Raw genomic sequence first — 26,966 nt, 5'->3', positions numbered from 1 at the left:
ATCAGCGCACCTTCAGGGTCGCAAGACCGACAAGAACGAACACCACGGTCAGGATCCAGAAACGCACGATCACGCGCGGCTCCGGCCAGCCCTTGAGTTCGAAGTGATGGTGCAGCGGCGCCATGCGGAAGATTCGCCGCCCAGTGAGCTTGAAAGAGGCGACCTGGAGCATCACCGAAAGCGTCTCCAATACGAAAATGCCCCCCATGATCAGCAACACGATCTCCTGACGGGTGATGATCGCCAGCATGCCCAGGGCCGCGCCCAGCGCGAGCGCCCCGACGTCGCCCATGAAGACCTGCGCCGGGTAGGTGTTGAACCACAGGAATCCCAGCCCGGCGCCGACCAGGGCGGAGGTAAAGATCACCACCTCGCCCACGCCGGGTACCGCCGGAATACCGAGGTAGTCGGCGAATACCGCATGGCCCGCCGCGTAGGCGAACACGCCCAGGGCGCCGGCCACCAGCACCGCCGGCATGATCGCCAGGCCATCCAGCCCATCGGTCAGGTTCACGGCATTGGAGGACCCCACGACCACCAGCCAGACCAGCGGGATGAACAGCCAGCCCAGGCTGAACTGGATGTCCTTGAACACCGGCAGGTAGAAGGTCGTCTCCACCGGCCCCTGCGCGGTGTACATAATCACCCCCGCGGCGACCAGGGCGAACAGCGTCTGCCACAGGAGCTTGGCGCGCGCCGACAGACCCTTGCTGTTGCCGTAGCGCAGCTTCAGGTAGTCATCCCAGCCACCTACGGCGCCGAACGCCAGGGTGGTCAGCAGCACGAGCCAGACGAAGCGGTTGGTCAGATCGCTCCACAGCAGGGTCGCCGCCGCCACTGCCACCAGAATCAGGGCACCACCCATGGTCGGCGTGCCGGCCTTGGTCAGGTGCGACTCGGGACCGTCATCGCGGATCTGCTGGCCGACATTGCCGACCGTAAGGCGGCGGATCATCGCCGGCCCGATCAACAGCGCGATCGCCAATGCGGTAACCACCCCGAGGATGGCGCGAACGGTCAGGTACTGAAAGACCGTGAAGCCGGAATAGAACTGGCTCAGGTATTCAGTCAGCGCGAACAGCATTCGCCACCTCCGGCGCTGACGAGGCCAGGTCCAGCCCCTCGATGATCTGTTCCATGTGCTGGCTGCGCGAGCCCTTTACCAGGACCGTGGTGCCCTCCCCCAGGAGGTCCTCCAGGCGCGAGCGCAGCGCGGCGTGGTCGGCAAACCACTCGCCGCCGTCGCCAAAGCCCTCGGCGCTGTCGCGCGCGGCATCGCCCAGCGCCAGGCAGTGTTCGATACCCACCGCGCGGGCCAGGTGCCCGGTTTCCCGGTGCAACGCCGGCGTGGCGGCGCCCAGTTCACCCATGGCACCCAGCACCAGGATGCGCCGACCGGGCATCGCCGCCAGCACCTCGAGCCCGGCCCGCAGCGAGTCCGGATTGGCGTTGTAGCTGTCGTCCCAAATCCGCGCGCCGCTGACGTGCCACAGCTCCTGCAGACGGCCGCGCACCGGCTTCCAACGGGTGAGCCCGTCGACGATTCGGTCAATCCCGATACCGACCGCGTTCGCCGCGGCCGCGGCCGCCACGGCATTGGCTGCGACGTGGCGACCGGGGCCGGCCAGGCGCAGATCGCGGACGGCGCCGAGGATGGACAGACGCAGCCGGTCCGGGGCCTGCCACATGCCTTCCACCTCGCCGCCACCCTCCAGCGAGAAGCGCTGGCAGTGGTGATGCTCGTTCAGCGACAGCCAGTAGTCGGCAAACGGATCATCCAGATTGATGACCGCGGTGCCGCCCTGGGCCGGGAGACCGGAGTAGATCTCGGCCTTGGCATGGGCGACGCCCTCCACGCTGCCGAAGCCCTCGAGATGGGCCCGACCGGCATTGGTGATCATGGCGACCTGCGGTTCGACCCAGCGCGCCATGCGCCCGATCTCACCGGCATGATTGGCGCCCAGTTCGATGACCGCGTAGTCGACTTCACAGGGCATCGCCAGCAATGTCAGCGGCGCGCCGATCTCGTTATTCAGGTTGCCCGCGGTGGCATGCACCGACCCAACCCCCTCAAGGATGCAGCGGAGCATCTCCTTGGTCGTGGTCTTGCCATTGGAGCCGGTCAGGGCAATCACCCGCGCGCGGCTCTGGCGCCGCCAATGGCGGCCCAGGCGGCCCAGGGCCTCGCGGGTATCGGCCACGATGATCTGCGGCTGTGGCACATCGAGCGCCCGCTCCACCAGCAGCACGGCCGCCGGCAGGTCGGCACCGACCTGTGCGTGGGCATCGAAATTCGGCCCCTTCAACGCGATGAACAGCGCTCCCGGGCGCGGCTCGCGAGTGTCCGTAAACACGCCCTCGAAGGCCGTGTCGGGCACCCCTTGCAGGCGCCCATGGACCGCCTCGGCCAGTTCCTGGCTGGTCATTCGAATCATTGTCCCTCCCCCCTGATCGCGCGGTCCTGGCCACGCATGTCCTGCGGGTACCGGCACGCCCGGGCCTGCACCTGTTCGCGGTCGCTGAACGGATAGCGCTGGCCGCGGATCTCCTGGGTCGTCTCGTGACCCTTACCGGCCACCAGCACCACATCCCCGGCAACGGCCTCGGCCAGCGCACTGGCAATCGCCGTTGCGCGATCGCCAATCTCGTGGCATTCGGCGGAATCGGCGCAGCCGGCAAGGATCTCGGCGCGGATCTCGGCCGGGTCTTCTCCGCGCGGGTTGTCATCAGTCACGAAGATCACGTCGGCCTCCCGGCAGGCCACCTGGCCCATTGCCGGGCGCTTGCCTCGATCGCGGTCGCCGCCGCAGCCGAACACCACGCTCAGGCGCCCGCGTACATGGGGTCGAAGCGCCTGCAATGCAGCCTCCAGGGCCTGGGTGGTATGCGCGTAATCGACCACCGCCAAGGCCCCGTTAGCGAGCGGGAAGCGCTCCATGCGGCCGGGCACGCCGGGGAGTTCGGCGACTGCCGCGATTGCCTCCTCGCGCTCTACCCCGAGGCCCTGCAAGGTGGCGAGGGTCGCCAGCAGATTGCCGACCTGGAACAGGCCGAACAGGGTGGAACGAACCGGATAGGCCCGGCCGTCGGCCTCGAGGGTGAAACGCAGCCCTTCGGCTGTGGCCTCCACGTCTCGGGCGCGCAGATCGGCGAGTGCGCCCAGGGCGCTGTAGGTCAGGGCCTGAACGCCCGCCGGCAGATGCTGCACGACCTGGCGTCCAAAGGCATCATCGATATTCAGGACCGCCGTTTGCAGGCCAGGCCAGACAAACAGCCGCGCCTTGGCTGCCGCATACGCCTCCTGACTACCGTGGAAATCGAGGTGATCGGAGCTCAGCCGGGTGAGCACCCCGACGCTGATCGGGGCTCCGGCGAGGCGCCCTTGTGCCAAACCGTGCGAGGAGGCCTCCAGCGCCACGGCACCACAACCGGCCGCGGCCAGCTCGGCCAGGTGGCGATGCAGGTCCAGTACGCCCGGGGTCGTGTGTCCGGTATCCACCAAGTGGCCCGGTCGCCCGACGCCGAGCGTGCCGATCAGACCGGTGGGCCGACCCAGGGTCTCCAGGGCCAACGCGATCAGGTGCGTGACCGAGGTCTTGCCGTCAGTACCGGTCACCGCCACCAGCGGGGCCGCCTCCGGCCAGCTACCGAACAATCCGCGCGCCATCTGCGGCAGCCGTTCCCGCAGGCCCGGCACATGGAGCATCGGCACAGCAGGGAATGTTTCCGGGGTTCCGGCCTCGTCCCACAGGATCACGCCGGCACCCCGTGCCACGGCATCGGCAGCATGCGCCAGCCCATGGCCGTGCGTGCCGGCCAGGGCCACAAAGGCGGTGCCGGGCGCGACCCGGCGGCTATCCTGAACCAGGTCGGCGACCGGCAAGTCCGCCAGGTCGGGGCGCAGGAGATCGGCCGGCAACAAATCGCCCAGCACCGGTCCGGCCCCGCCTCGGGTATCACGGGCGGCCATCATGGCGTCCCCTCGTGATCCGCGGCCAGGCGCATGGGGACCTCCGGCATCGCGTCCGGGCGCACGTTGAACATGCGCAGGGCCGAACCGACGACATTACGGAACACCGGCGCCGCGACCGCCCCACCGTAGTAGACGCCGGCATCCGGCTCGTCGATCACCACGGCCATGACAAAACGCGGATCGGAGGCCGGGGCCAGGCCGACGAAACTCGAAAAATAGCGGTCCTCGGTATAACCGCCCGGACCGCTCTTGCGGCTGGTACCAGTCTTGCCGGCCACGCGATAACCGTCGATCGCCGCCTGGCGCGCGGTGCCCTCGGTACCGATCACATGTTCCATCATTGCCAGCACCTGGCGGGCAGTACGCGGAGTCATCACCTGCGCCGACTCGCGCAGATCGTCGGCGGTGCGCACCAGACGCACCGGCACCCGCTCGCCGTCATTGGCAAAGGCGGTGTAGGAGGCCGCCATCTGCAACGGCGACAGCGACAGCCCGTAGCCATAACCGAGCGTGGCCTGTTCGACCTCGCGCCAGGTGGTGAAATCGCGCAGACGCCCCGTGGCCTCGCCCGGGAAATGGGTACCCAGCGCCTGCCCGAAGCCCGCCTGATGCAGGGTCTTCCAGAAACGATCCGCGGGGGTATCCAAAGCCAGCTGTGTGGCCCCGACATTGCTCGAACGGGCGATCAGGGTGGTGAGGTCGATCGTCCCGTAGTCGCGCAGGTCGCGCACGGTCAGGCGCCCCACCCGCATGGTGCCCGGGCCGGTCTCCAGGGTGGCGTTGACGTCCACCACCCCGGCATCCAGGGCGGCCGCCACGGTGAACGGCTTCATCACCGAACCGGGCTCCAGGGTATCGGTGATGGCCCGGTTGCGGGCGCGATCGGAACGGATAGCACCGCGATTGTTCGGGTTGAATCCGGGCTGATTGACCAGCGCCAGGATCTCGCCGCTGCGGGCGTCCAGAAGGACAGCGGAGCCGCCACGGGCATTGTGTTCGGCGACCGCGGTCTTCAGTTCGCGGTACGCCAGATATTGCAGGCGCTGATCCAAGGTCAGGGCCAGGGTGTTGCCGTCACGCGCGGGGCGGATACTGGCGACATCACGGATGCTGCGGCCATAACGGTCGCGCAGCACCCGCTTGGCGCCCGGATGACCGGACAACCACTGGTCAAAGGCCAGTTCCACGCCCTCCTGGCCCTGATCGTCGATATTGGTATAGCCCAGCACATGCGAGGTGGCCTCGCCATGCGGGTAATAACGCCGGAATTCGCGGGTCAGGCCGACGCCCTGGATGCGCAGGGCCGCTACGCGCTCGGCCTGATCCGGCAACATTTGGCGGCGCAGGTAGATGAATTCGCGCGAGGCACGCGCCTCGATACGCTCCGCCAGCCAGTCCGGCTCCACCTCCAACGCCGCGGCCAAATCCGGCCAGCGCTCGCGCTGGCCCATCAAGTCCTGCGGGTTGGCCCAGGCGGTCTGCACCGGGGCCGAAATGGCCAGGGGTTCGCCGTGACGGTCGGTAATCATGCCGCGGTTCGCGGACTCGGTCAGGGTGCGCACCTGGCGCTGCTCGCCCTGCTTGGTCAGGAAGTCGCGCTCCAGGACCTGCAGATCGACGGCGCGCAACAGCAACGCGGCGCTCGCGACGGCGAACACGGCGATCACGACCTTCAGACGGCCACCACTGATCTGCCGCTTCAGCGCGCCCACGAGCTACCCCCGATCACCACGATGCGATCCGAATCGGGCTGAATCATGTCGAGACGCTCGCGCGCCTGCTCCTCGACCCGGCCCTGGGTCGCCCAGGTCGATTGCTCGATCTGCAACTGCGTCCACTCGAGATTCAGGACATCGCGCTGGCTCAATGCCTGCTGCTGGTCGATAAAGGCCTGGCGCGACTCATGCTTGGCCGCCACCACCCCAACCGCCGAGGCAAACACCCCGGTTGCCAGCGCCACCGCCAGGAGCCCGCGCGCAACCATCAGAGTCGCTCCCCGACACGCAGCACGGCCGAGCGCGAACGCGGATTGATGCGCTGCTCCTCGCGATCGGCATGGATCGGCTTGCCGACCGGGCGCAGCTTGCGCTCCGGCTCCTCCGGCATCACCGGAAGGCCGCGCGGCAGGCGCACGCTGGACACCGGCTTGCGCAGGGCCTGCTTTACCAGTCGGTCTTCCAGTGAATGGAAGCTGATCACCACCAGCCGCGCACCAGGCGGGAGCACATCGGGGATCGTCGCCAGCCACTGCTCCAGCTCGGACAGCTCCGCGTTCACGAAGATGCGCAGCGCCTGGAAGGTTCGAGTGGCCGGGTGCTTTCCGGGCTCGCGTTTCGGGACCGCCCGGCGAACGATTTCGGCCAGTTCGCCGGTGCGGCTAAGGGGTGCCTCGGTGCGTGCAGCCACAATGGCCCGGGCAATGCGCCGCGAGTGGCGCTCCTCGCCGTATTGATAGATCACATTCGCGATCTCGGTCTCGTCGGCCCGCGCCAGCCACTCCGCCGCGCTCTCGCCGCTGTTCGGATCCATGCGCATGTCCAGCGGGCCGTCGTGCTGAAAACTGAATCCGCGCTCGGGCGTATCCAGCTGGGGCGAGGACACGCCCAGGTCCAGAAAGACGCCGTCCGGACCCCGGTCCGGCGAACGCCGTTCCAGCGTGGCGGCCATGGTCGAGAACGGCGCGGCCTCGAAGGCAAAACGCGGATCATCGGCAAACGAGGCGGCCGCCGTGGCGGCCTCCGGATCGCGATCCATGGCCAGCAGCCGGCCGTCCGGGCCCAGGCGATCCAGGATCGCCCGGCTGTGTCCACCGCGGCCGAAGGTGCCATCGACGTAAAAGCCGTCAGCGCGCACGGCCAGGCCCTCCAGCACCGCGTCGCGCAGCACCGGGATGTGGGAGACGGCTTCCATGTCCGTCACAACGCGATGGACTCGAGCGCTTCATCATCCACGTCACCCCCCAGCACCTGGGCGCAGGTCTCCTCCCAGGCGGCCTCGCCCCAGATCTCGAACTTCTTGCCCTGGCCCAGCAGCACCACCCGCTTTTCCAGGCCGGCGTACTGACGCAGGGGCGGGGGCAGCAACAGGCGGCCGCTGCCGTCCAGCTCGCACTCGGTGGCATGGCCCACCAGCAGGCGCTGCAGATTGCGCACCTTGGGATTCATGTTGGGGCGGGACATCAGGTTCTGCTCAATGCGCTCCCACTCGGGGAACGGGTACAAGAGCAGGCAGCGGGAGGGATCAACCGTGATCACCAGCTGACTGTTGCAGCTCGCAGCGAGGTCGTCGCGATACCGCGCCGGCATGGCCAGGCGGCCCTTCGCATCCAGATTGAGCTGGCTAACGCCTCGAAACATCGCTGATAACGGTGGTTACCCACCTTTCCCCACTTTGACCCACTTTCCGACACTATAGGTACGGGCATCCTCCAGAGTCAAGAAAATCGACCCCGAAAAACGAAAAATAAGCGTTGAATCACAGAGACTTAGCGCATCCACCCCGAGGCGGACGAAAGAGCGGGGAGAAGGGTATTAAAAGCCTCGCGTTGAGGCTCAAACTTAATGCATCACCTTACAAGTTTGCCGCACACACAGCCGTGTACGCGCAGACCGGGGCGGCCGCGGGGGCTTGATCGTGGGAAAAAGTGGGAGCCGGCCGTAAGCCGGGTTCTGTCGAGGACAGTCATTCATCTGGGACGTCCGTCACCGGACGCCTCGAGCAGCCTACCCGGGTGCGATGCGGGCCACACCATGCACCCCTATTTGGCCTTGCTCCGGACGGGGTTTACCCTGCCACGAACTGTTACCAGTCGCGCGGTGCGCTCTTACCGCACCATTTCACCCTTACCTGTACCCGGCGAACCGGACCATCGGCGGTATATTTTCTGCGGCACTTTCCGTCGGCTCGCGCCGCCCAGGCGTTACCTGGCGTCCTGCCCTATGGAGCCCGGACTTTCCTCCACATCCGAGGATGCAGCGACTGCCTGGCCGACTCCCGCGCTCCTTGTACGCCGCCGCGTGCGCGAACGCAAGCCTTTTCAACGGCCTGCCGGCCTCCGTCCACAACGAAGCACACCAAGACACGAAGGACGTCAAGAGCAGCCCCCAGGAAGAGGGGACGATCGGAAGGCAATCAATTCAACGAACGACAGGGTTATCGCCACGATGCCGGAACGCAGCCAGCCATCCCCGCCAACAATGATTATTTCCGTTCTTCCAAACCTTCCTGCCGATGGCTTCTTACCTTGATCCGCTGCGTGTCTGCGCACGCTTCATTGCGGACCCAAACCGTCCTATCCTCCGGCGTCCTTGAGGGCCAGGGCGCGGGCGTAGACGCGGTTGCGCGGCAGGTCGGTGGCATCGGAGAGCAGGCGGGCCGCGCGTTTAAGGGGGAGTTCATGCAGCAGTGCCGCGAGCAGGCGCTCGTGCTCGTCGGACAGGGGCATGTCGGCCTCGCCCCCCGTGTCGGGCGCGGGCGCCGGGCCCAGGATCAGCACAAACTCGCCGCGGGTGCGGTTGCTGTCGGCATCCAGCCAGGCCGGCAGTTCGCCGGCGGGGCCGCGATAGTGTTCCTCGAACTGCTTGGTCAACTCTCGCGCCAGGAAGACCTCCCGCCCCGGTGCCAGCTGCGCCAGGTTGGCGGCGGCCGCGCGAACACGATGCGACGATTCGAACAGAATGGTGGTGACCGGCTGGACCAGCAATGCCTCCAGCCGCCGCTGGCGCGCCCCGGCGGCATGCGGCAGGAAGCCCTCGAAGCAGAAGCGGTCGGACGGCAGCCCGGCAACCGCCAGCGCAGCCAGAGGCGCACTGGGACCCGGTACGGCGCGCACATCCAACCCGGCCTCGCGCGCCGCCCTCACCAGCCGAAAACCCGGATCCGACACCAGCGGCGTGCCGGCATCGGAAATCAGCGCGACGGACTCCCCCGCCCTCAGCGCCTCCAGCAGCGAGGGAATACGCTCTGCCTCGTTATGCTCGTGCAGGCTGACCAGCGGCGTGTGCACGCCCAGATGCGCCAGCAGCCCGGCGCTGTGTCGCGTATCCTCCGCCGCAATGCGCTGCACCCGACCGAGGACCTCGCCCGCCCGCGGGCTCATATCTCCAAGATTACCAATCGGGGTAGCCACCACCCACAACGTGCCCCAGTTCGTTGACACGGCCTGATGCGCTTTCAATACTGACTCCTCATTCGCTGACGAACCGCTATCGTGACCCGAATCCCCGAACGCGCCGGGCATACCCGGCCCCTGTCCCGTCTTGCCCTGTTGCTGCTGGCCACGGCCATCGTGGCGGGCTGTGCCACGCCGCGCCCGGATCCGGAGCCGACCCCGGACGCCGAGGTGCGGCCGGACCTGGCCGAACTGCCTCCCGAGGTGCGCGCCAGCCTGCTGCTGAGCGAGGCCCGCTCGCGGCCGGAGCCCGACCTCGTGCGCCGCGCCATCGAGGCCGTGCTGGCGCTCGATCCCGCGACGCCGGACCAGCTGGACCGGGCCGAAGCCCTGTGGGCCGAGCTTCCCGACGCCGCGCGTGACACCCAGGAAGCCCGCCTTCTAGGGGCGCGACTCGCAGCAGCGCAACGGGATTGGGACCTCGCCCGCGAACGACTGGGTGCAGACGACCCGGACGACCCCACGCGAACCCCGGAGGTCTATCGCCAGGGGCTTGCCCTGCACGCCCGGATGCTGGAACAGGAGAGCCAATGGTATCAGGCCCTGGACACCCGGCTGCGCCTGGACCGCCTGCTGATCATGGAGCCCGACACACACGCCGAGAATCAGCAACGCATATGGGGGCTGCTCGCAGCCCTGCGCCCGGCCCAGCGCGACCGGATCGTGGGCAACCACCCGCCGGATGGGGATGCCTGGGTCAGCCTGTTCCGACTGCTGCGCGCCGCCGATACCGAGGAACAGGCGCACCTGGCCGCCGGATTGTGGCGCGAGCGCCATCCCGCGCATCCGGCCAACAGCCTGCTACCGGAACTCGTCGCCAGCCACCCGCTGGTCGCGGACGCGCCTGGGGACACCCTGGTGCTGCTGCCACTGTCGGGCGACCTGGCCGCACTGGGCAACGCCATACTCGACGGAATCACCCGCGCCTACTACGCGGAGGGTGGCGGCAACGGCCGGCTGATCGTGCGCGACACGCGCGGCGAGCCGGACGGCGCGGCCGCCCTGTACCGGCGTGGCGTGGACTCCGGCGTCGCGCGCATCATCGGTCCGCTGCGGCGTGAGTCGGTAAGCCAGGTGGCCGCTAGCGATCAGACCCTCCCGACCATCCTGCTGAACCGCACGGAAGTCTCGACCCCCAGCGAACTCACAACGCTGGCCTTGAATCCGGAAGAGGATGCCCGTGCGGTGGCCGACCGGGCGGCCCGCGCCGGCTGGCATCACCCGCTGGTGCTCCTGCCGGAAGGGGCCTTCGGCGATCGCGTGGCAAGTGCCTTCCGGGCGGCATTGGCCGACGAGGACCGGCGCCCGCGAGACGTCATTCGCATCCAGCCCAGCGCTGGGGAGCTGAACGCCACCATTGGCAACGCACTCGGCATCCAGCAGAGCGAGGCGCGCATTCGCGATGTGGCACGCCGGACCGGGCTGGAACTGGAAGGCGACCCTCAGGTGCGCGCGGATGTGGACCACATCTTCATTGCCGGCACGGCGCCGCAAGTTCGGCGCATCGTGCCGCATCTCCATTTCCACCGGGCCAGCCAACTCCCGATGATGGCCACGCCCCATGTCTATTCCGGACGCCCGGATGCCAATCGCGACGCCGATCTCAACGGGATCGTGTTCCCCGATACCCCCCGGCTGTTCGACCGGGTGAGCCCCCTGGCGGACGACGAACAAGCGCGCGACGAGGCACTCCCCCGGTTTGTCGCCCTGGGCATGGACGCGATGCGCCTGAGCCTGCGCCAGGACGGGATTCGCAACGCCCCCCATCATCAGCTAACCGGCGGCGCTGGCACCTGGAGCCTGAACCCCTTCAACCACGAGTGGGTGAGAGAACCGGCCTGGGCGCGCTTCGAGGGCGGCGAGCCCCGACGCATCGACGTACACGCCGGAGGGTCCTGAGTGTTTCGCCCGGGTGCCTCGGGGCAGGCCGCCGAGAAGCGAGCCGCGGACTACCTGGAGGCACACGGGCTGCAGATCCGTGCGCGTAACGTCCGCCGCCCTTACGGCGAGCTCGACCTGGTCGCACTCGAGGACGATACCCTGGTGCTGGTGGAAGTACGCAAGCGCAGCCATCCGGGCTTTGGGGGCGGCGCAGAGAGCATCGACCGGCGCAAGCGTGAACGCCTGTTGCGGGTGGCCGAGGCGTATCTGCAGGAAAGCGCCTGGAACGGCCCGGTCCGCTTTGATGTGATGACCCTGGATGGCCAGGACCGGATCGAATGGCTGCAGGACGCCATCCAGGCATCCACCCCGTGAGCGCCCACCGATGACCCCTCTGGCTCGCGAACTGGAACAGCTCCTGGCGCCCGGCGATCGTCTGCTCGATCCCGCGGACTGCTGGACCTACGGTGCCGACAACTCGAAGCTGCATGCGGTGCCCGACGCCGTCGCCTTCCCACGGGACGCCGATATGGTGCGCGAGCTGGTGCGCCTTTGCCGGCGCCTCGGCGTGGCCCTAACCAGCCGCGGACGCGGCACGGGCACCACCGGTGCCGCGGTCCCGGACCATGGCGGGCTGGTGGTGTCATTCGAGCACATGAACCGCATCCTGGAGGTGGATCCGGATAATCGCTGGCTGATCGCGGAGCCGGGCGCCACCAACGGCGAGATCCAGCAGGCGGCAGGCGCCACGGGCTTCTTCTGGCCGCCGGACCCTACCAGCAGCGCCTATTGCACGCTCGGTGGGAATCTCGCCTATAACTCTGCCGGCCCGCACGCGGTCAAGTACGGCTCCCCGCGTGACAACACCTTGGGCCTATCCGGCGTGGCCGGAACCGGCGAGGCATTCCGCACCGGCGTCCATACCACCAAGGGGGTGGTGGGCTACGACCTCACCCGTCTGCTGATCGGATCCGAAGGGACCCTGGCCGTGCTCACCGAGGCCACGTTGCGCCTGACACCCAAGCCGGAAGCGACCCGCCTGATCCAGGCGGTCTACCGCGATGTCGACGCCGCGGCCCGGGCCGTATCCCGGCTGATGGCGCGCGCCGAGGTCCCGTCGGCGCTGGAGTTCATGGACCATTCCGCGATCACGATGATCCGCGCCTACGCGCCGGATTGCCCCCTGCCCGCCGCTGCCGGCGCGATCCTGATGATCGAGACCGATGGCACCGAAGCCGGCATCGAGGCCACCACCGCCGGCATCCGGCGCGCGGCCGAGGGCGAAGGCTGCGTGCAGACCCTCAGCGCCGACACCCCGGAAGAGGCCCAGGCGCTCTGGGCCGTGCGCAAGGCCCTGTCACCCGCGTTACGCACGGTGGCGCCGAAAAAGATCAACGAAGACGTGGTCGTGCCGGTCTCGCGCATTCCCGACCTGATTGCCGGGCTCGACCGGCTGGCCGCGGAACACGCCATCAAGATCGTGAACTTCGGCCATGCCGGCAACGGCAACATTCATGTAAACCTGCTGGTGAACCCGGATGACCCGGCGGAACTCGCGGCGGCGGAGCGTTGCCTGGACGGCGTCTTCACCCTGGTGTTGTCGCTGGGCGGGACGCTCTCGGGCGAACACGGCATCGGGCTGGTGAAGCGACCGTATATCAGCCGGGAACTGGACCCGGTGGCACTGGGACTGATGGCCGGCATCAAGCGAACGTTCGACCCGGACAACATCCTGAACCCGGGCAAGGCGCCCGGCGGACCCGCCTAGCCAGGTACCGGGCAAGGGAATCCCCTCCCCAGCAGGGCCCGGAAAAGAAAAGGGCCCCGGAAGGGGCCCTACTTCACGACCTTCAGTGCCGGACCCTTGCGCTTCGGGGCCGGCGAATCCTCCCCGCCCCCGTCATCACCAGAGCCGTCCGGAGGCGTGCCCGGACCGTCGTCGTCGGGGCCGGGCCCCGGCTCGCTGCCGAACATCATCCCCTGACCGTTCTCGCGCGCGTAGACCGCGAGCACTGCTTGCATCGGCACAAAGACATCCATCGGGCTGCCCGCGAACCGGGCCGAGAAGGCCACCGCCTCGTCACCGATGTTCAGGGCCTGCACTGCGGTCGGACCGACGTTGAGCGTGATCTTGCCCTGGTCGACGAACGCCTCCGGAACGATCACCCCTTCGACTGTGGCGTCGACCAGGAGATGCGGCGTGAAGCCGTTATCCGTAACCCACTCCCACAGAGCCCGGAGCAGATAGGGGCGCGACGAAGTCACAGGCGAAGCTCGCGCTCGGCCTCGGTCAGACTCACCTGGAACGATTCACGCTTGCAGACGCGATCGGCATATTCCTGAATCGCCTGCGGCAACGCCGTCAGATCGATGCCCACGGCGGGAAGCCGCCACATCACCGGGGCGATGGCACAGTCCACGATCGAGAACTCGTCGCTCAGGAAATACGGCTTGAGCTCGAAGATCTCGGCCGAGCTGACCAGGCTTTCGCGCAGGATCTTGCGCGCCTTGGTCAAGCCGGAGCCGGAGGCCTGGTTGACGGCATCGAGACCCTCGTACCAGTCACGCTCCACGCGATAAAGCGCCAGCCGCGCCGCCGCCCGCGAGACCGGATCCACCGGCATCAGCGGCGGATGCGGAAAGCGTTCATCCAGGTACTCGGTGATGACGTGCGTGCCGTACAGGGCCAGGTCGCGATCCACCAGGGTCGGGACCTCGTTGTACGGGTTCAGGTCGGAGAGATCCTCGGGCAGTTCATCGGGCCCGAGATTGACGACATCCACGGCGATGTCCTTCTCCGCAAGGATGATGCGCACCCGGTGGCAACGCACGCAGTCGTGAGCAGAAAACAGGGTCATAACGGAACGACGGTTGGCGACCAGCGCCATGGCTTTCTCCCTAGCCCGGCCGAACGGTTTCCGGTGCCGGGCAGACGGTCAATAACACCGGCGCGCGATCGTCCCTGATCGGCGCGCCGGTTACGGTTCATGCCGCCTAGTGTACGTCTTTCCAGTACTCCTTTTTCAAGAAGTAGGCGAGAATCGTGAAGATCCCGAGGAAAATCAGTACGTACAGGCCAATTCGCTGACGGTCCAACTGCATCGGCTCGCCCATGTACGAGAGATAGGTCACGATGTCGCGCACGGCACGATCGTACTCGCTGGGCGTCATCTGGCCGGAGCGCACCAGTTCGAGACGCTCGTTACCATCCTCGTCGACGACCTTTTCCTGCCAGCCCTGCAGTTCCCACAGCACGTGGGGCATGCCGACGTTGGAGAACACCTCGTTGTTCGCGCCCAGCGGGCGCGACTCGTCGATGTAGAAGCTCTTCAGGAAGGTATAGACCCAGTCCTCGCCATTGATGCGCGTGGTCATGGTCAGGTCCGGCGGGACCACACCAAAGGCCTCTTCGCCATAGTCTTCGCTCATGGCGTTGGTCATCAGCGAACCGACGCCAACGGGATCACCGGCCTCGTCGGTGATGAAGATGAAGTTCTCCTCCACCTGCTGCTCGGTCAGGCCGATATCGCGACCCACGCGGTTGTAGCGCATGTACTCGGTCGAGTGACAGGCCATGCAGTAGTTCATGAACAGGTTGGCACCGCGCTGCAACGAGGCCTCGTTGGTCACGTCGATGTTGGCCTTTTCCAGGTCACCGTCGTACCCGGCCGCCGAGGCGGCCGGGACGGTGAACAAAGCCGCAGCGGCCAGGAATGTAGTTGCAATCAGCGTTTTCATTACGAAGTCACCCTTTCCGGAACGGCACGGTCACGGCCCAGGCCACGTGCGAAGGCAGGGACCACCATGGTCACGAACAGATACACGGTCGGAATCAGCCAGGACCACATCAGCAGGCCCGCGCTATCGGGGTCGAAGCGCAGGATGTCGTAGAAGGAGTAGATACCCACCACCACGGCAAACGCGATCAGGCTGAAGACCATGGACCGTTCCTTGCTGAGGAACCACAGCACGAAGAAGAACGCGAAGTAGACCGTGGAGAAGCGCAGGCTCATCTCGCTGACCTCGCTGGTGGCCTGCTGCAGGCCCAGCCATCCGAGGATCACGAAGGCCACCACGAACACCGCCAGGTTGAACTTGGCCGCGAACGAGCGATAGCGCATCGACAGGACCGGGTTGCGATCCAGCCAGGGGATGAAGAACAGCATCACCACCGCGGCGCCCATCGCCATCACACCCAGGAACGGATCCGGCACCGAACGCAGGACCGAGTACATCGAGGTGAAGTACCAGACCGGCGGAATCAGGTCCGGGGTCACCAGCGGATCGGCCGGGATCATGTTGTCGGCCTTCAGGAACAGGCCACCACCGGTCGGGAAGAAGAACATGATCACGGCGAAGACCATCAGGAACACGCCGACGCCCACCAGATCCTTCACGGAATAGTAGGGGTGGAACGGGATGCCATCCTTCGGGATGCCATTCTCGTCCTTGTGGTCCTTGATGTTGATGCCGTCCGGGTTGTTGGAACCCACTTCGTGCAGCGCGATGATGTGCGCGGCCACCAGCATGATCAGCACCAGCGGCAGGGCAATCACGTGCAGTGCGAAAAAGCGGTTCAGCGTGGCGTCGGACAGCAGGAAGTCACCGCGAATCCAGGTCACCAGGTCCGGCCCGATGTACGGGATCGTCTGGAACAGGTTCACGATGACCTGCGCGCCCCAGTAGGACATCTGACCCCACGGCAGCAGGTAGCCGGCGAAGGCCTCGGCCATCAGTACCAGGTAGATCAGCACACCGAAGATCCAGATCAGCTCGCGCGGCTTCTTGTAGGAGCCGTAGAGCAATGCCCGGAACATGTGCAGATAGACGACCACGAAGAACATCGAGGCGCCAGTGGAGTGCATATAGCGGATCAGCCAGCCCCACTCCACATCGCGCATGATGTACTCGACCGACGCAAACGCGAGTTCGGCGTCGGGCTTGTAGAACATGGTCAGGAAGATGCCGGAGACCACCTGGATGACCAGCACCAGCAGGGCCAGGGAACCAAAGAAGTACCAGAAGTTGAAGTTCTTCGGTGCGTAGTACTGCGCCAGATGCTCGTTCCACATCTGGGAGAGCGGGAAGCGGGCGTCCACCCAGCCCAGCACACCGCCCTGGATCTTGGTATCAGGATTGCTGGCCATCAGATCGCCTCCCCGTCTTCATCTTCACCAATGACTAGCAAGGTATCGTTCCGATACATGTGCCGCGGGATCACCAGATTGGTCGCCGCGGGCATGTTGCGGTACACGCGACCGGCCAGGTCGAAGCGCGAACCGTGGCAACCGCACAGCCAGCCGCCCTGCCAGTCGGAACCCATCTCGGGATCGCCGATCTCCGGGCGGTAGCTCGGCGAGCAGCCCAGATGGGTGCAGATACCGATGACGACCAGGATCTCCGGCTTGCGCGAGCGATACTCGTTCTGCGCATATTCCGGCTGCTGGCTTTCCACTTCGGAGTCGGGATCGCGCAGGCGATCGGCCACCTCGGCCAAACCGGCAACCATCTCGTCGGTGCGCCGCACTACCCAGATCGGCTGGCCACGCCACTCGACGCTGACACGCTGACCCGGCTCGACAGCGGCCACGTCGAACTCGACAGGGGCCCCGGCTGCCTGAGCGCGCGCGCTGGGCTGCAAGGACGCCAGGAACGGGGCCGCGACTGCGGCGACCCCGGCTCCGCCTACGACGGATGTCGCGGCGACGAGGAACCGGCGACGGCCTCGGTTTACGCCTTGGTTTGCCATGTTTGTCTCTCCAAACAACGTGTTGAAATCGTGTTCCCGCGGCCGCAAAGGAAGGCGCGGCTGGCACGCGAAGGGGCTTGCCGCACGCGCGAATACCCATCTGGGCGGGCTGTAAAATGCGATAGAATTCCCGAACACGCTAATAAGGTCAAGTAGATTGCCGCCTTAAGACCGAGCATTGCACTCGGTCTCACGCCCCCGAAAACCTTATAAGCAGTTGATTATAAATTTGCTTGTTCCGGGCGCTGCCAACGCCCCGAAACCGCACATTCTGCACCACAATCTCGCAGCGCGCGGCCCGTGAGGGCGACATCGCTCAGGCGGGATTGTCGATCTCGATGAACTCGTGTTCGAGGCCGAAACGCTCCCCGCACCACTGCCCCAGGGCCTGGGCCCCGTAACGTTCGGTCGCATGGTGCCCGGCGGCGAAGTAATGCACCCCAAGCTCGCGCGCCTCGTGGGTGGTCTGTTCCGAGATCTCGCCACTGACATAGGCATCCACCCCCAGGGCCGCCGCCTCGGTCAGTAGCGACTGCGCCCCGCCGGTACACCAGGCGATGCGCCGGATCGGGTGATCGCCGGCCTCCACGCACAGGGCCTCGCGCCCCAGCACATTGCTGATGTGCGCCTGCATGTCCGGCGCCGACAGCGGTCGGGCGGGGGTTCCGATCTGGCCGACACCGTCCTCGCGCAATACGCCGTCGATCGCGAACCCCAGGCGTCCCGCCAGCTGGGTATTGTTGCCGAGTGCCGGATGGGCATCCAGCGGCAGATGGTAGGCCACCAGATTGATGTCATGCGCAAGCAACTGCCGCAGGCGCTCCCGCTTCATGCCGGTCACCTCCTGCGGCTCGCCCTTCCAGAAGTAGCCATGGTGTACCAGGATCAGGTCGGCCCCGGTCTCCACGGCCGCCTCCACCAGCGCCAGCGAGGCGGTCACCCCGCTGACGATCCGGTGGATCTCGCGCCGTCCCTCGACCTGCAGCCCGTTTGGACAGTAGTCGCGGAAGCGCTCCGGTTCGAGTTCCGCATTGAGTGCCTGCATCAGTTCGTCGCGATCGACCACGGCGGGATCCCCTGTTGAGCGATGATTCGGTATATTCGGCATATGGTGAATTTCTCCCGCTTCCTGCTGCAAGCTGCGCTGACCGGTATCGCCCTGGCGGTGGTGATCGCAGTGTTCTTCCCCGAGATCCTCGGCCGCGGCGACCCAGGTGCCGAGCTGCGGGTCGCCGAGCCGGTGGCTGCGCCTGCCGCAACCGGCGCGCCGGCCAGCTATGCCGACGGCGTGCGCCGCGCCGCACCCGCGGTGGTCAACATCATGACCTCGCGCACCATCGATCGCCCGTCCGGCTTCGGCCTGCACGAGTTCTTTGGCCAGCAACTGCCACCGGGCGAACAGGAACAGTCCAGCCTCGGCTCCGGGGTCATCATGACCGATCAGGGGCACGTGCTCACCAATCACCACGTGATCGAGGAGGCCGATGCCATCGCCATCGTGCTGCCCGGCGGCGAGGCCCATCCCGCGGAGATCATCGGCATCGACGCGGACACCGACCTCGCCGTGCTGCGCGTGCGGGTGCCGGATCTGGCCGTGGCCACGGTGGGTCACTCCAGCGACCTGCAGGTGGGTGACGTGGTCCTGGCCATTGGCAATCCGTTCGGGGTCGGCCAGACCGTGACCCAGGGCATTGTCTCCGCCACCGGACGCAACCAGCTTGGCATCAACACCTTCGAGGACTTCATTCAGACCGACGCGGCCATCAACCCGGGCAATTCAGGCGGCGCGCTGATCAATGCCCGCGGCGAGGTCATCGGCATTAACACGGCGATCTTCTCGCGCTCCGGCGGCTCCCACGGCATCGGCTTCGCGATCCCCGTGGACCTGGCGCGCAGCGTGATGACCGACATCATCGAACAGGGCTTTGTCGCCCGCGGCTGGCTGGGGATCGAGGTCCAGGCGATGAACCGCGAACTGGCCGAATCCTTCGGCCTGGATGCCCCGCGCGGCGTACTGGTGGCGGGCATCCTGCGCGAAGGCCCTGCCGAAGACGCCGGCATCCGCCCGGGGGACGTCATCACCCACCTCGACGACAGCAGCGTGAACACCCCGCGCGAGGCCCTCAACGCGATCGCCCGCACCGCGCCGGGCGCAACCCTGGACATCCACATCCAGCGTGAGGGCGAGGACATCGAACTCTCGGCGACTGTCGTCCAGCGCCCGATCTAGGCAACACCCACCCGGGGTCTTTCTCAGCCGTTGGCCGGCGAGCTGACCGTGGTCAGTACCGCGGTCAGCAGCAGGATCAACGCCACCAGGGCACCCTCCAGCGCAATGCTGCGCCGCAGACGCCGCGGTGCTCCCGCTTCGCCGCGCTCGAAGGCCGGTACCAGCCGCCACTTGTTCGCGGCCGCCAGCAGCAGGAGCAGTGCGACGATCAGCACCTTGCCGATCAGGAACTGGCCATAGCCGGTGGTCAGCAACGGCGTGATGCCACCCAGCAACCACCAGGCGAGAACCACCCCCGCCAACACCAGCAATCCGACCCCAACCATCGCGACCTGCCCGAAACGAGCGAGGATGCGCGCGGCATCGGCAGCCTTGGGTGGGTGCCCGGCCAGCCGGTACAGCGGCGCCAGCGACGCAACCCAGAAGGCGGCTGCCAGCAGATGCACGATCAGCAAGCCGGCCAACAGAAGACGAGGCTCGCCCACGGTATGCCCCACCTGCACAAAGGCGAACATCACCAGCAGTACCCCGGCCAGGCTCAGGCCATAGCCCACCCCCGGCAGACGCCGGGCATCCAGCAGGATCGCCTGGACCAGTAGCAGGCCCGTCACCGCGAGGATCAAGCGGGTGCCCTGCGCGCCCTCGAACACGATCCCCAGCAGCATGGGGTCCATCGCGGAGGCGATAGTGCCGCCCCCGAGATACCCGGCCTGCAACAGCCACTGCAGCATGGCCAGGGCGATTGCCACCCAGGCCGCGACCGCCCCCGTCCGGGCGAGCACCCGGCGATCCGGATCGGGGAGCCCCGGAAACGCCAGGCGGAACAGCACTGCCCCGGTCGCCAGCAGGGCCCCGAGGTAGAACCCGGCCATCACGAGAATCATCGCAACGGTCCAGGCCTCCACCCCGGCGAGTGCCGACATCCAGGCCATGGATCAGTCCTCCACCGTGAAGCGGAAGCCATCGGACATCATGTGCCCGTCGCGCGCCAGACCGCGCCAGCGCACCTGATAGCTACCGGCCGGAAGCGGCTCCGCAGGCTCCACGAAATAGCGCTCGGTCGGCTCGTTGCCCGGCCGATTCGCCATCCTCACACGGCCGTTGGGGCCGGTCACGTCGAACTGGGTAATGCGCATCGCGCCATCGAACTCGATGCCGATCTCCTCCGGCGAGCCCTGCACGGTGGCGCCGTCCTCCGGCGTGCTGCCCAAATCGCCCTCATGGGCCAGCAGCGGCATGGCCAGGGCCAGCAGCAGGGCCGCCAGGGCGGCTCGGGTGGTGTTGTGGATCGTGCTCTTGGTCTGCATGTCGTGTCCTCTTGTCGTTTTGTCGTTTTGCTGTGTGGCAAACGTTGCGTGGAAACAGGTGTGGGTAACACGGAGGGTCCGAATGGACCCTCCGGCCGGTTCCATACCGGAGACTAGTGGTCGTGACCTCCATGCCCCCCGTGACCGCCATGGCCGTTCGCGTCGCGGCTGGGGGTCGGCAGCGCATCCGAGCCCTCGCCGGCCAGCTTGCCGCGGCGAACCGGATTGCCGAAGTCCGGGTCATCGCTGACCATCCAGGCGACCTCGCCCTCCGGATGCCAGTACCAGCCCGGGTCACGGAAGTCACCCGGCTCCAGGTCGTCACGGACCTTGATCAGGGTGAACATCCCGCCCATACCGATGCTGCCGAAGGGCCCCTGTCCCATGGCCATCGCCAGGGTGTTCTCCGGGCCGGTCATGTGACCGCTGTCGGTATGCTCCTGGTGATCGGCCATGCCGTGCTCGCCCATCGCCATGTAACCGGGGAGGATCGAGCGGATCTCCTCCTCGATACCGGACTGATCCACGCCTAGCGGGTTGGCAATGCCGTGGCCCATCGGGTTCATGGTGTGATGCGACATGTGGCAGTGGAACGCCCAGTCGCCCGGCGGTGCGACGAACTCGATATCGCGGGTCTGGCCGACCGCCACGATCTCGGTGGTCTCCTTGCGCCACTGGCTGCGTGGCCAGCGCCCGCCATCGGAGCCGGTCACCTCGAACGACACCCCGTGCACGTGCATCGGGTGGTTCCACATCGACAGATTGCCCATGCGGATACGCACCCGCTCGCCGGACTTCGCCACCAGCGAGTCGATGGCCGGGAACACCTTCGAGTTCATCGACCACAGGTCAAAGTCCACCATGATCGACGGATCCGGCGTGCGCGTACCGGGATGCAGTCCCCAGTTGTGCAACAGGATCGCGTAGTCGCGGTCCACCGGCTCGATCTCGCCATCCCTCGGGTGGATGATGAACATGCCCATCATCCCCATCGCCATCTGCACCATCTCGTCGGCATGCGGGTGGTACATGTGCGTGCCGTGCTGGTTCAGCTCGAACTCGTAGACGAAGGTCTCGCCCGGGTGGATCGGCGGCTGGGTCACGCCCTTCACCCCGTCCATGCCCGAGGGCAGGTGGATACCGTGCCAGTGCACCGAGGTGTACTCGGGCAGCCGGTTGGTCACGTAGATGCGGACACGATCACCCTCCACCGCCTCGATGGTCGGCCCGGGGGTGGTGCCGTTGTAGCCCCAGCACTTGGCCACCGAACCGGGCGCGAATTCGTGCTCGATCTCCTCGGCCACCAGGTGAAACTCCTTCACCCCGTCGTTCATCTGGTACGGCAGCGTCCAGCCATTAGGCGTGTGCACCGGCATGTAGCCCTGCTCGGTGCGTTCGCCCGGCGTGTGATCGCCCTGGTTGTGGTGCTCGTGGCCGGTTTCGGCCATCACCCGCGTCAGGGTGGTCGCCGGCAGCAGGGCGCTGGCGGCAATCAGAAAGTTACGGCGTTTCATCAGTGATGCCCTCCATGCCCGTGGTTGGAATGCTCAGGGGTGTCGTGATCTCCGTGATCCATGCCGGAATGACCCTCGTCACCCTCGTCACCCTCGTGGCCTTCGTGGCCTTCGTGGCCTTCGTGGCCTTCGTGGCCTTCGTGGCCTTCGTGGCCTTCGTGGCCTTCGTGGCCTTCGTGGCCTTCGTGGCCTTCGCCATGATCCACCCCGTCATGGGCCCCGTGATCCATACCGGAATGACCTTCATCGCCGTCATGATCCATGGCGCCAGGGGCACCGTGATCCATCGCGCCGTGATCGCCATGCCCCATGGACCCGTGGTCCATGGGCGCCGGGTCGTGCTCCAGCTGCGCGGTGTCGAACTTGCCGGCACTGCCCGGTTCGCCGCCCGGCAATTCACCGGCGACGGAATGCGCCAGCGCCGCACGCGCCTGCCAGTAGTCACCCAGGGCCGCGACCGCCTTCTGCCAGTCCGCCAGCTCCTCCTGCTTGATCGCGAGCAGGTCGAACACATCGTCGAACATGAAGTTCACGCGCTCCTGCAGCCGCTCGGTCGCCAACTCGCGAGCCGGCAGCAGGTCGTCCTGCAGCACGCCGAAACGGTTGCGGTGGTGGGTCAGACGCTCGAAGTGCTGGTGCACGTCATTGGTAATCACCTGCACCAGCGATGCGCGGCGGGCCTCGCCGTCCGCCAGCCGGGCCTCGGCGCGGGCAATGCCGGACTGGTTCTGGTTGAAGATCGGCAGCGTGAACGAGATACCTCCACCCCACAGGCGGGTCCCGTCGCCCTCGCGCTCGAACTCCAACCCCGGCTCGATATCACCCATCCAGCGATACCGTCGTACCAGGGCCACACCCTCGGTCAGCCCTTCCAGGGCATGATCCAGCGCGCGCAGGTCCAAGCGCTGTTCTAGGGCCTGATCCACCAGGGCCTGGCGCTCCTCGACCTCTGCCAGCGGCAGCGGCAGCGCGGTCGGCAACTCCCAGTCATGGACCTGTCCGGGCAGCCCCATCAAATGCGCAAGGCGCAGCCGCGCCTCGCGCTCGCGCTGTCGGGCATCCTCGAGCTTAAGCCGTGACTCGGCCGCCCGGATGCGCAGGTGGGCGCGCTGCAGGTCCGAGATATTGCCGGCGTCATAGAAGCGCTCGCCCAAACGTGCGCCCAGATCCGCGGCCCGGCTCTCCAGGCGTTGCACCTCGGCACGCTGGCGCGCGGCCACCGCGTCATACCAGGCGCGTTCGGTGTCACTGGCCAACGCGACCATCCCCTCGGCCAGTTGCAGACGGGTGGATTCCCAGTGGGACTGCGCCATCTCCTGGCGCGAGCCGCGCATCAGCAGCCCGGAGATCCCCCAGGCCAGGCCAACGCCGTACTCGTTGCCACCGCCACCCTCGGGGCGCATGACCGACAGCGACAGCGATGGATTGGAAAACTGGGAGGCCTCGACCACGTCGGCCGCAGTCAGATCCAGCTTGGCATAAGCCTGCTGCATGCGCGGGTTGCGCCAGATGGCCTGGTGAATGGCCTCGTCGAGCGTCAGCTCGCCGGAGGGTCGGGGCATCTCCGACTCGGGCAGGTCGATCCCCTGCACCGAGAGGTCCTCCATCAGATCGGACCGGTCCAGCTCGGGCGCGGTAACCGCACAACCGGCGAGAAACAGTACCGACACCACGGGGAGCAGCAATCGGGTTGCTCGCATCGTGAAAATCTCCTTGATTCCGTACTCGATTCCGAACCGCGCTCAAGCGCACGACACGGCCTTTCTACCCGCTGCCGGGGGACACCCAGGCAGCACTCGGGCAGGAACCGGCCAAACGGCCGGCATTACGGGATCAGGAGAGGATTGGAGGGCGGTGCAACGCGACCGCGGAAGGACCGCTCTGGAAAGAATGCAGGCTTGCGCCCTGCGCCACTGTCGTCAGGACAACCATGCCTGTGATGGACGGCATGCCCTGACAATGGCTGCAGGCGGCGCAGGCAGCCAGACAGGCCGCGTCCACGCAATCGGCATGCACGAGCAGCTCGCTGACCTGGGAGTGTCCCGACGAAGACGCATGGTCCGAACCATGATGCGGCGACGCGGCGTGGCCCGCCCGGTCGCCATGCGCATGGTGGTGATGGGCAGCGTCGTGCCCGTGATCGTGCACCCCGTGCTCGGCATCGCCCTTGGACTGGGCGCCATGCATCGTGTGCCCAGCGTGACCGTCTTCCATTCCCACGGCCGCCGCCAGCGCCGGCAGGCCGGCAATCGCCAGCACCAGCATCCAGCACAGCAGTCGGTAGAAGACTCGCTTCACGTCGGTCCGAACCTCGTCTCGAGGGGCGTCGCGCCCCCTATAACCTGACATCAACCTACCACAACCCACAGCCCCCGTAGGGAGCGTGCTTGCACGCGAAGCCCCAGCCAAAGCCGGACGCGGGCAGGGGCTTCGCGTGCAAGCACGCTCCTGCATTCACCCCCAACGCCCGATCGGCTACGGGGCCAGCGCGCGTTCGATCACGTCGCGCAGATCGCGCGAGACTTCGAGTGCGGCCAGACGCTCGAGTTCCGCTCGCATCAATTCACTGCGCACGGTGTCGACCTTGCGCCAGCGGGTCAGCGGCTGGGCCAGGCGTGCGGCGGTCTGCGGGTTCATCGCGTCCAGCTTCTCGACGAAGCCGCCCATACGGCGGTAGCCCTCGCCGTCGTCCTGGTGGAAGTGGCGTTCGTTGCGCGCCATGAACGGCCCCAGCACCGCGCGCACGCGGTTCGGGTTGGTCCAGCGAAAGCCGGGGTGCTCAAGCAGCGCGTCCAGGCGCTCGAAACCGCCGGCGACCTGGCTGCCCGCCTGCAGACCGAAGTACTTGTCCAGCACCAGCGGGTCGTCGCGGTAGCGCTTTTCGAAGTCCGCCAGCAGCACCTGGCGCGCCTCATGGTCCAGCTCGTTGACCGCGTTCAGTGCGCCCATGCGCATGGTCTGGCTGCGGGCCTTCTGGTACTGCGCCAGGGCCTCGGGCACCGCGGCCTGGTCGCGCGCGGCGACGCGCAGCGCCAGCAACCGGTTGCGCAGCTGGCGCCGGCCCATGGCCTCGGCGGTGAACGCACCGTTGTCGACGTCATCCAGCTTCGGCTGAATCTGCTGCATCGCCTCGGTCAGCGGCATGTACAGGCGCTTCTCCAGGTCGTCGCGCTCGTTGCGCAGACGCACCGGGTCCACGCGCTCGAACAGCTCGGCCAGCTCGCGGGTCGGCGGCAACTGCAGGATGGTCGCCAACAGCACCGGCTCGATCGCCTCGTCGCGCAACAGCGCTGCCAGGGCATGCTCGATCGCCGCCTCCAGCGCGGTGTCGGCGGCATCGTGCTCGATGCGTGACCGGATCGCGCGGCGGAACAGCGTCTGCGCCGCCTCCCAGCGGGCAAAGGCGTCGTCGTCATAGGCCAGCAGGTGGGCCAGCTCGTCCACGCCCTGGTTGGCGTTCAGGATCACCGGGGCGGAGAAGCCGCGCAGCCAGGAGATCGCGGCTGGCGAGTCGGACAACTCTTCGAAACGGAAGGTCTGCTCGCCTTCGCTGAGCTCCAGCACCCACTCGTCCTGCACCTCGCCACCCTTCTGGTGAGCCGTGATGCGCCGTCCTTCGGCATCCAGAAAGGCCACCCGCATCGGGATCACCACAGGCTCCTTGTGCTCCTGCCCCGGAGTTGGCGGCGTCTCCTGCGTGAGCGTGATGCGCGCCTGGCCACCGGGGCCGTCAAACGACGTCGCGGCCGTGACCCGCGGGGTGCCGGCCTGGGTGTACCAGCGCTTGAATGGCGTCAGGTTGCGACCACTGACCTCGGCCATCACCGCCACGAAGTCGTCAGTGGTCACCGCCTGACCGTCGAAGCGCTCGAAGTAGACGTCCAGTCCGCGGCGGAAGGTCTCGCGGCCGATCAGGGTGCGCAGCATGCGGATCAGCTCCGCGCCCTTTTCGTACACGGTCAGGGTGTAGAAATTGTTGATCTCGGCGTAGTGGTCCGGACGCACCGGGTGCGCCAGCGGGCCGGCGTCCTCCGGGAACTGGAAAGCGCGCAGCATGGCCACGTCGTCGATCCGCTTCACGCCGAACAGGGTGCAGTCGGTGGTGAACTCCTGGTCACGGAAGACCGTGAGCCCCTCCTTCAGCGACAGCTGGAACCAGTCGCGACAGGTCACGCGGTTGCCCGACCAGTTGTGGAAGTACTCGTGGGCAATCACCGACTCGATGGCGACGAAGTCGTCATCCGTGGCGGTGTCGGGACTGGCCAGCACGTACTTGGCGTTGAACAGGTTCAACCCCTTGTTCTCCATTGCCCCCATGTTGAAGTCGTCCACCGCGACGATCATGTACACATCCAGATCGTATTCGCGGCCAAAGGCCTCCTCATCAAAGCGCATCGCGCGCTTCAGCGAGGCCAGCGCGTGGTCGCAGCGATCGGCGTTGTGTGCCTCCACGTACAGCTCGAGCTGAACCTCACGCCCGGACATCGTGGTGAAGGTGTCGCGCTGGCAGGCCAGATCCCCCGCGACCAGCGCGAACAGGTACGACGGCTTGAGGAACGGGTCCTCCCACACGGCGTAATGCCGGCCACCGTCCAGCTCGCCGGCTTCCACCCGGTTACCGTTCGCCAGCAGTACCGGGTATTGCACCCGGTCCGCCTCCAGTCGCACGCGATACGTTGTCAGTACGTCCGGCCGATCGGGGAAGAACGTGATGCGGCGAAAGCCCTCCGGCTCGCACTGGGTACAGAGGTTGCCGCTGGAGGCGTACAAGCCCTCCAGCGCGGTGTTCTGTTCCGGGTGGCAGCGGCTGACGATCTCCAGCCGCGCGGCCTCCGGCAGGCCGTGGAGCAGCAGCCCCTCGGCGTCCTGTTCCAGCAAACCCTCGGCCGGCTTGGCGCCGTCCACGGTGAACGAGACCAGTTCCACGCCATCGCCATACATGCGCAGCGGCGCATCCGGCTCCACCGCCTCCGGGTTGCGCCGCACCGCCATGCGCGTCGTCACCTCGGTGGCTGCTGCCGCCAGATCAAAGTCCAGCTCCAGGCTCTCCACCACAAACGCCGGCGGCTGATAGTCGTTCAGATAAACCGCCAGGGGGCTCGCATCACGCATTCCAAACTCCAAATCAAAAGCTCTGCACAA

25 protein-coding genes and 1 other RNA gene are annotated in these 26,966 nt (G+C 66.8%); 5 read left to right on the top strand and 21 right to left on the bottom strand.

Translation table 11 applies throughout. From position 1 onward, the window contains the following. Position 1 precedes the first annotated feature (1 nt). The 9 genes from mraY to rsmI all read right to left on the bottom strand — a co-directional run bounded on the left by mraY (position 2) and on the right by rsmI (position 9,104). Positions 2-1,084, bottom strand: a complete 1,083-nt coding sequence (gene mraY, locus F622_RS0108035; protein ID WP_018176146.1) for a phospho-N-acetylmuramoyl-pentapeptide-transferase — start codon at positions 1,082-1,084, stop codon at positions 2-4. After that, positions 1,065-2,435 (bottom strand): UDP-N-acetylmuramoyl-tripeptide--D-alanyl-D-alanine ligase, encoded by a 1,371-nt coding sequence (gene murF, locus F622_RS0108030; protein WP_038096236.1) that lies wholly within the window; start codon positions 2,433-2,435, stop codon positions 1,065-1,067. The genes mraY and murF overlap by 20 nt, the downstream gene beginning before the upstream one ends. Next, positions 2,432-3,973, bottom strand: a complete 1,542-nt coding sequence (locus F622_RS0108025) for a UDP-N-acetylmuramoyl-L-alanyl-D-glutamate--2,6-diaminopimelate ligase (RefSeq protein ID WP_019571662.1) — start codon at positions 3,971-3,973, stop codon at positions 2,432-2,434. The genes murF and F622_RS0108025 overlap by 4 nt, the downstream gene beginning before the upstream one ends. Continuing rightward, entirely contained in the window at positions 3,970-5,685 is a 1,716-nt protein-coding gene (locus F622_RS0108020; protein WP_018939016.1) for a penicillin-binding protein 2, read from the bottom strand. The genes F622_RS0108025 and F622_RS0108020 overlap by 4 nt, the downstream gene beginning before the upstream one ends. Next, positions 5,673-5,957 carry a cell division protein FtsL gene (gene ftsL / locus F622_RS0108015; protein ID WP_018168234.1) on the bottom strand — a complete coding sequence of 95 codons (285 nt, stop codon included), beginning with the start codon at positions 5,955-5,957 and terminating at the stop codon, positions 5,673-5,675. Before ftsL ends, F622_RS0108020 begins: the two co-directional genes overlap by 13 nt. Further along, complete coding sequence (rsmH, locus tag F622_RS0108010) at positions 5,957-6,883, bottom strand: 16S rRNA (cytosine(1402)-N(4))-methyltransferase RsmH (protein ID WP_018168235.1); 927 nt, start codon at positions 6,881-6,883, stop codon at positions 5,957-5,959. The genes ftsL and rsmH overlap by 1 nt, the downstream gene beginning before the upstream one ends. A gap of 5 nt (positions 6,884-6,888) precedes the next feature. Further along, the gene (gene mraZ / locus F622_RS0108005; protein ID WP_018144475.1) at positions 6,889-7,329 is read right to left on the bottom strand and encodes a division/cell wall cluster transcriptional repressor MraZ; all 441 of its coding nucleotides are present in this window, start codon (positions 7,327-7,329) and stop codon (positions 6,889-6,891) included. 286 nt (positions 7,330-7,615) lie between these two features. Continuing rightward, positions 7,616-7,967, bottom strand: an RNA gene (rnpB, locus tag F622_RS13530) — RNase P RNA component class A. Positions 7,968-8,264: 297 nt separating this feature from the next. Then, positions 8,265-9,104 carry a 16S rRNA (cytidine(1402)-2'-O)-methyltransferase gene (rsmI, locus tag F622_RS0108000; protein ID WP_026313091.1) on the bottom strand — a complete coding sequence of 280 codons (840 nt, stop codon included), beginning with the start codon at positions 9,102-9,104 and terminating at the stop codon, positions 8,265-8,267. Positions 9,105-9,182: 78 nt separating this feature from the next. On the opposite strand from rsmI, the gene F622_RS0107995 reads away from it, so the two are divergent. From F622_RS0107995 to F622_RS0107985, 3 genes are read left to right on the top strand one after another with little or no spacing between them, the layout of a single operon-like run. Then, positions 9,183-11,042 (top strand): penicillin-binding protein activator, encoded by a 1,860-nt coding sequence (locus tag F622_RS0107995; protein WP_019571661.1) that lies wholly within the window; start codon positions 9,183-9,185, stop codon positions 11,040-11,042. Then, positions 11,043-11,399, top strand: coding sequence for a YraN family protein (locus F622_RS0107990; RefSeq protein ID WP_018144478.1), 357 nt, complete (start codon positions 11,043-11,045; stop codon positions 11,397-11,399). A 10-nt stretch (positions 11,400-11,409) separates the two neighbouring features. Continuing rightward, positions 11,410-12,792 (top strand): FAD-binding oxidoreductase, encoded by a 1,383-nt coding sequence (locus F622_RS0107985; protein ID WP_019571660.1) that lies wholly within the window; start codon positions 11,410-11,412, stop codon positions 12,790-12,792. Positions 12,793-12,860: 68 nt separating this feature from the next. Here the strand turns inward: F622_RS0107985 and F622_RS0107980 are convergent, their stop codons facing one another. From F622_RS0107980 to F622_RS0107955, 6 genes are all read right to left on the bottom strand, one after another. Then, positions 12,861-13,289 (bottom strand): ClpXP protease specificity-enhancing factor, encoded by a 429-nt coding sequence (locus F622_RS0107980; RefSeq protein ID WP_018144480.1) that lies wholly within the window; start codon positions 13,287-13,289, stop codon positions 12,861-12,863. Next, a complete protein-coding gene (locus tag F622_RS0107975) occupies positions 13,286-13,912 on the bottom strand; it encodes a glutathione S-transferase N-terminal domain-containing protein (protein WP_018144481.1) in 627 nt (208 codons plus the stop codon). Before F622_RS0107975 ends, F622_RS0107980 begins: the two co-directional genes overlap by 4 nt. Before the next feature lie 106 nt (positions 13,913-14,018). Further along, the gene (locus F622_RS0107970; protein ID WP_018168240.1) at positions 14,019-14,762 is read right to left on the bottom strand and encodes a cytochrome c1; all 744 of its coding nucleotides are present in this window, start codon (positions 14,760-14,762) and stop codon (positions 14,019-14,021) included. Continuing rightward, complete coding sequence (locus F622_RS0107965; RefSeq protein WP_018168241.1) at positions 14,762-16,171, bottom strand: cytochrome b N-terminal domain-containing protein; 1,410 nt, start codon at positions 16,169-16,171, stop codon at positions 14,762-14,764. Before F622_RS0107965 ends, F622_RS0107970 begins: the two co-directional genes overlap by 1 nt. After that, entirely contained in the window at positions 16,171-16,773 is a 603-nt protein-coding gene (gene petA / locus F622_RS0107960; protein ID WP_026287943.1) for a ubiquinol-cytochrome c reductase iron-sulfur subunit, read from the bottom strand. Before petA ends, F622_RS0107965 begins: the two co-directional genes overlap by 1 nt. Before the next feature lie 316 nt (positions 16,774-17,089). After that, entirely contained in the window at positions 17,090-17,839 is a 750-nt protein-coding gene (locus F622_RS0107955; RefSeq protein ID WP_019568164.1) for a Nif3-like dinuclear metal center hexameric protein, read from the bottom strand. Between the two features lie 42 nt (positions 17,840-17,881). Here F622_RS0107955 and F622_RS0107950 point away from each other — a divergent pair, with 42 nt between their 5' ends. Then, on the top strand, positions 17,882-19,003 hold the full coding sequence (locus tag F622_RS0107950; RefSeq protein WP_019568165.1) for a S1C family serine protease: 1,122 nt from the start codon (positions 17,882-17,884) through the stop codon (positions 19,001-19,003). Between the two features lie 23 nt (positions 19,004-19,026). Here the strand turns inward: F622_RS0107950 and F622_RS0107945 are convergent, their stop codons facing one another. The 5 genes from F622_RS0107945 to F622_RS14120 all read right to left on the bottom strand — a co-directional run bounded on the left by F622_RS0107945 (position 19,027) and on the right by F622_RS14120 (position 24,038). Next, on the bottom strand, positions 19,027-19,935 hold the full coding sequence (locus F622_RS0107945) for a CopD family protein (protein ID WP_019571659.1): 909 nt from the start codon (positions 19,933-19,935) through the stop codon (positions 19,027-19,029). A gap of 3 nt (positions 19,936-19,938) precedes the next feature. Next, the gene (locus tag F622_RS0107940) at positions 19,939-20,310 is read right to left on the bottom strand and encodes a copper resistance CopC family protein (RefSeq protein WP_018144488.1); all 372 of its coding nucleotides are present in this window, start codon (positions 20,308-20,310) and stop codon (positions 19,939-19,941) included. A 113-nt stretch (positions 20,311-20,423) separates the two neighbouring features. Beyond that, positions 20,424-21,824, bottom strand: coding sequence for a multicopper oxidase family protein (locus F622_RS0107935; RefSeq protein WP_018168246.1), 1,401 nt, complete (start codon positions 21,822-21,824; stop codon positions 20,424-20,426). Beyond that, entirely contained in the window at positions 21,824-23,509 is a 1,686-nt protein-coding gene (locus tag F622_RS0107930) for a TolC family protein (RefSeq protein WP_019571658.1), read from the bottom strand. The genes F622_RS0107935 and F622_RS0107930 overlap by 1 nt, the downstream gene beginning before the upstream one ends. Before the next feature lie 148 nt (positions 23,510-23,657). Further along, on the bottom strand, positions 23,658-24,038 hold the full coding sequence (locus F622_RS14120) for a hypothetical protein (RefSeq protein WP_332881454.1): 381 nt from the start codon (positions 24,036-24,038) through the stop codon (positions 23,658-23,660). On the opposite strand from F622_RS14120, the gene F622_RS14290 reads away from it, so the two are divergent. Next, a complete protein-coding gene (locus F622_RS14290; protein WP_332881455.1) occupies positions 23,928-24,170 on the top strand; it encodes a hypothetical protein in 243 nt (80 codons plus the stop codon). The two genes, F622_RS14120 and F622_RS14290, sit on opposite strands and share 111 nt — an antisense overlap. A gap of 129 nt (positions 24,171-24,299) precedes the next feature. Here F622_RS14290 and pepN read toward each other — a convergent pair whose 3' ends face one another. Then, positions 24,300-26,936: an aminopeptidase N gene (gene pepN, locus F622_RS0107920; RefSeq protein WP_019571657.1), complete on the bottom strand. Its 2,637-nt coding sequence runs from the start codon at positions 26,934-26,936 to the stop codon at positions 24,300-24,302. Positions 26,937-26,966 lie beyond the last annotated feature (30 nt).

It is taken from the genome of Thioalkalivibrio sp. ALMg3, assembly GCF_000381225.1.
GTDB classification, from domain to species: domain Bacteria; phylum Pseudomonadota; class Gammaproteobacteria; order Ectothiorhodospirales; family Ectothiorhodospiraceae; genus Thioalkalivibrio; species Thioalkalivibrio versutus.
Note: the sequence above shows the minus strand (reverse complement) of the source record. Positions and strands in the feature narration are given on the sequence as shown.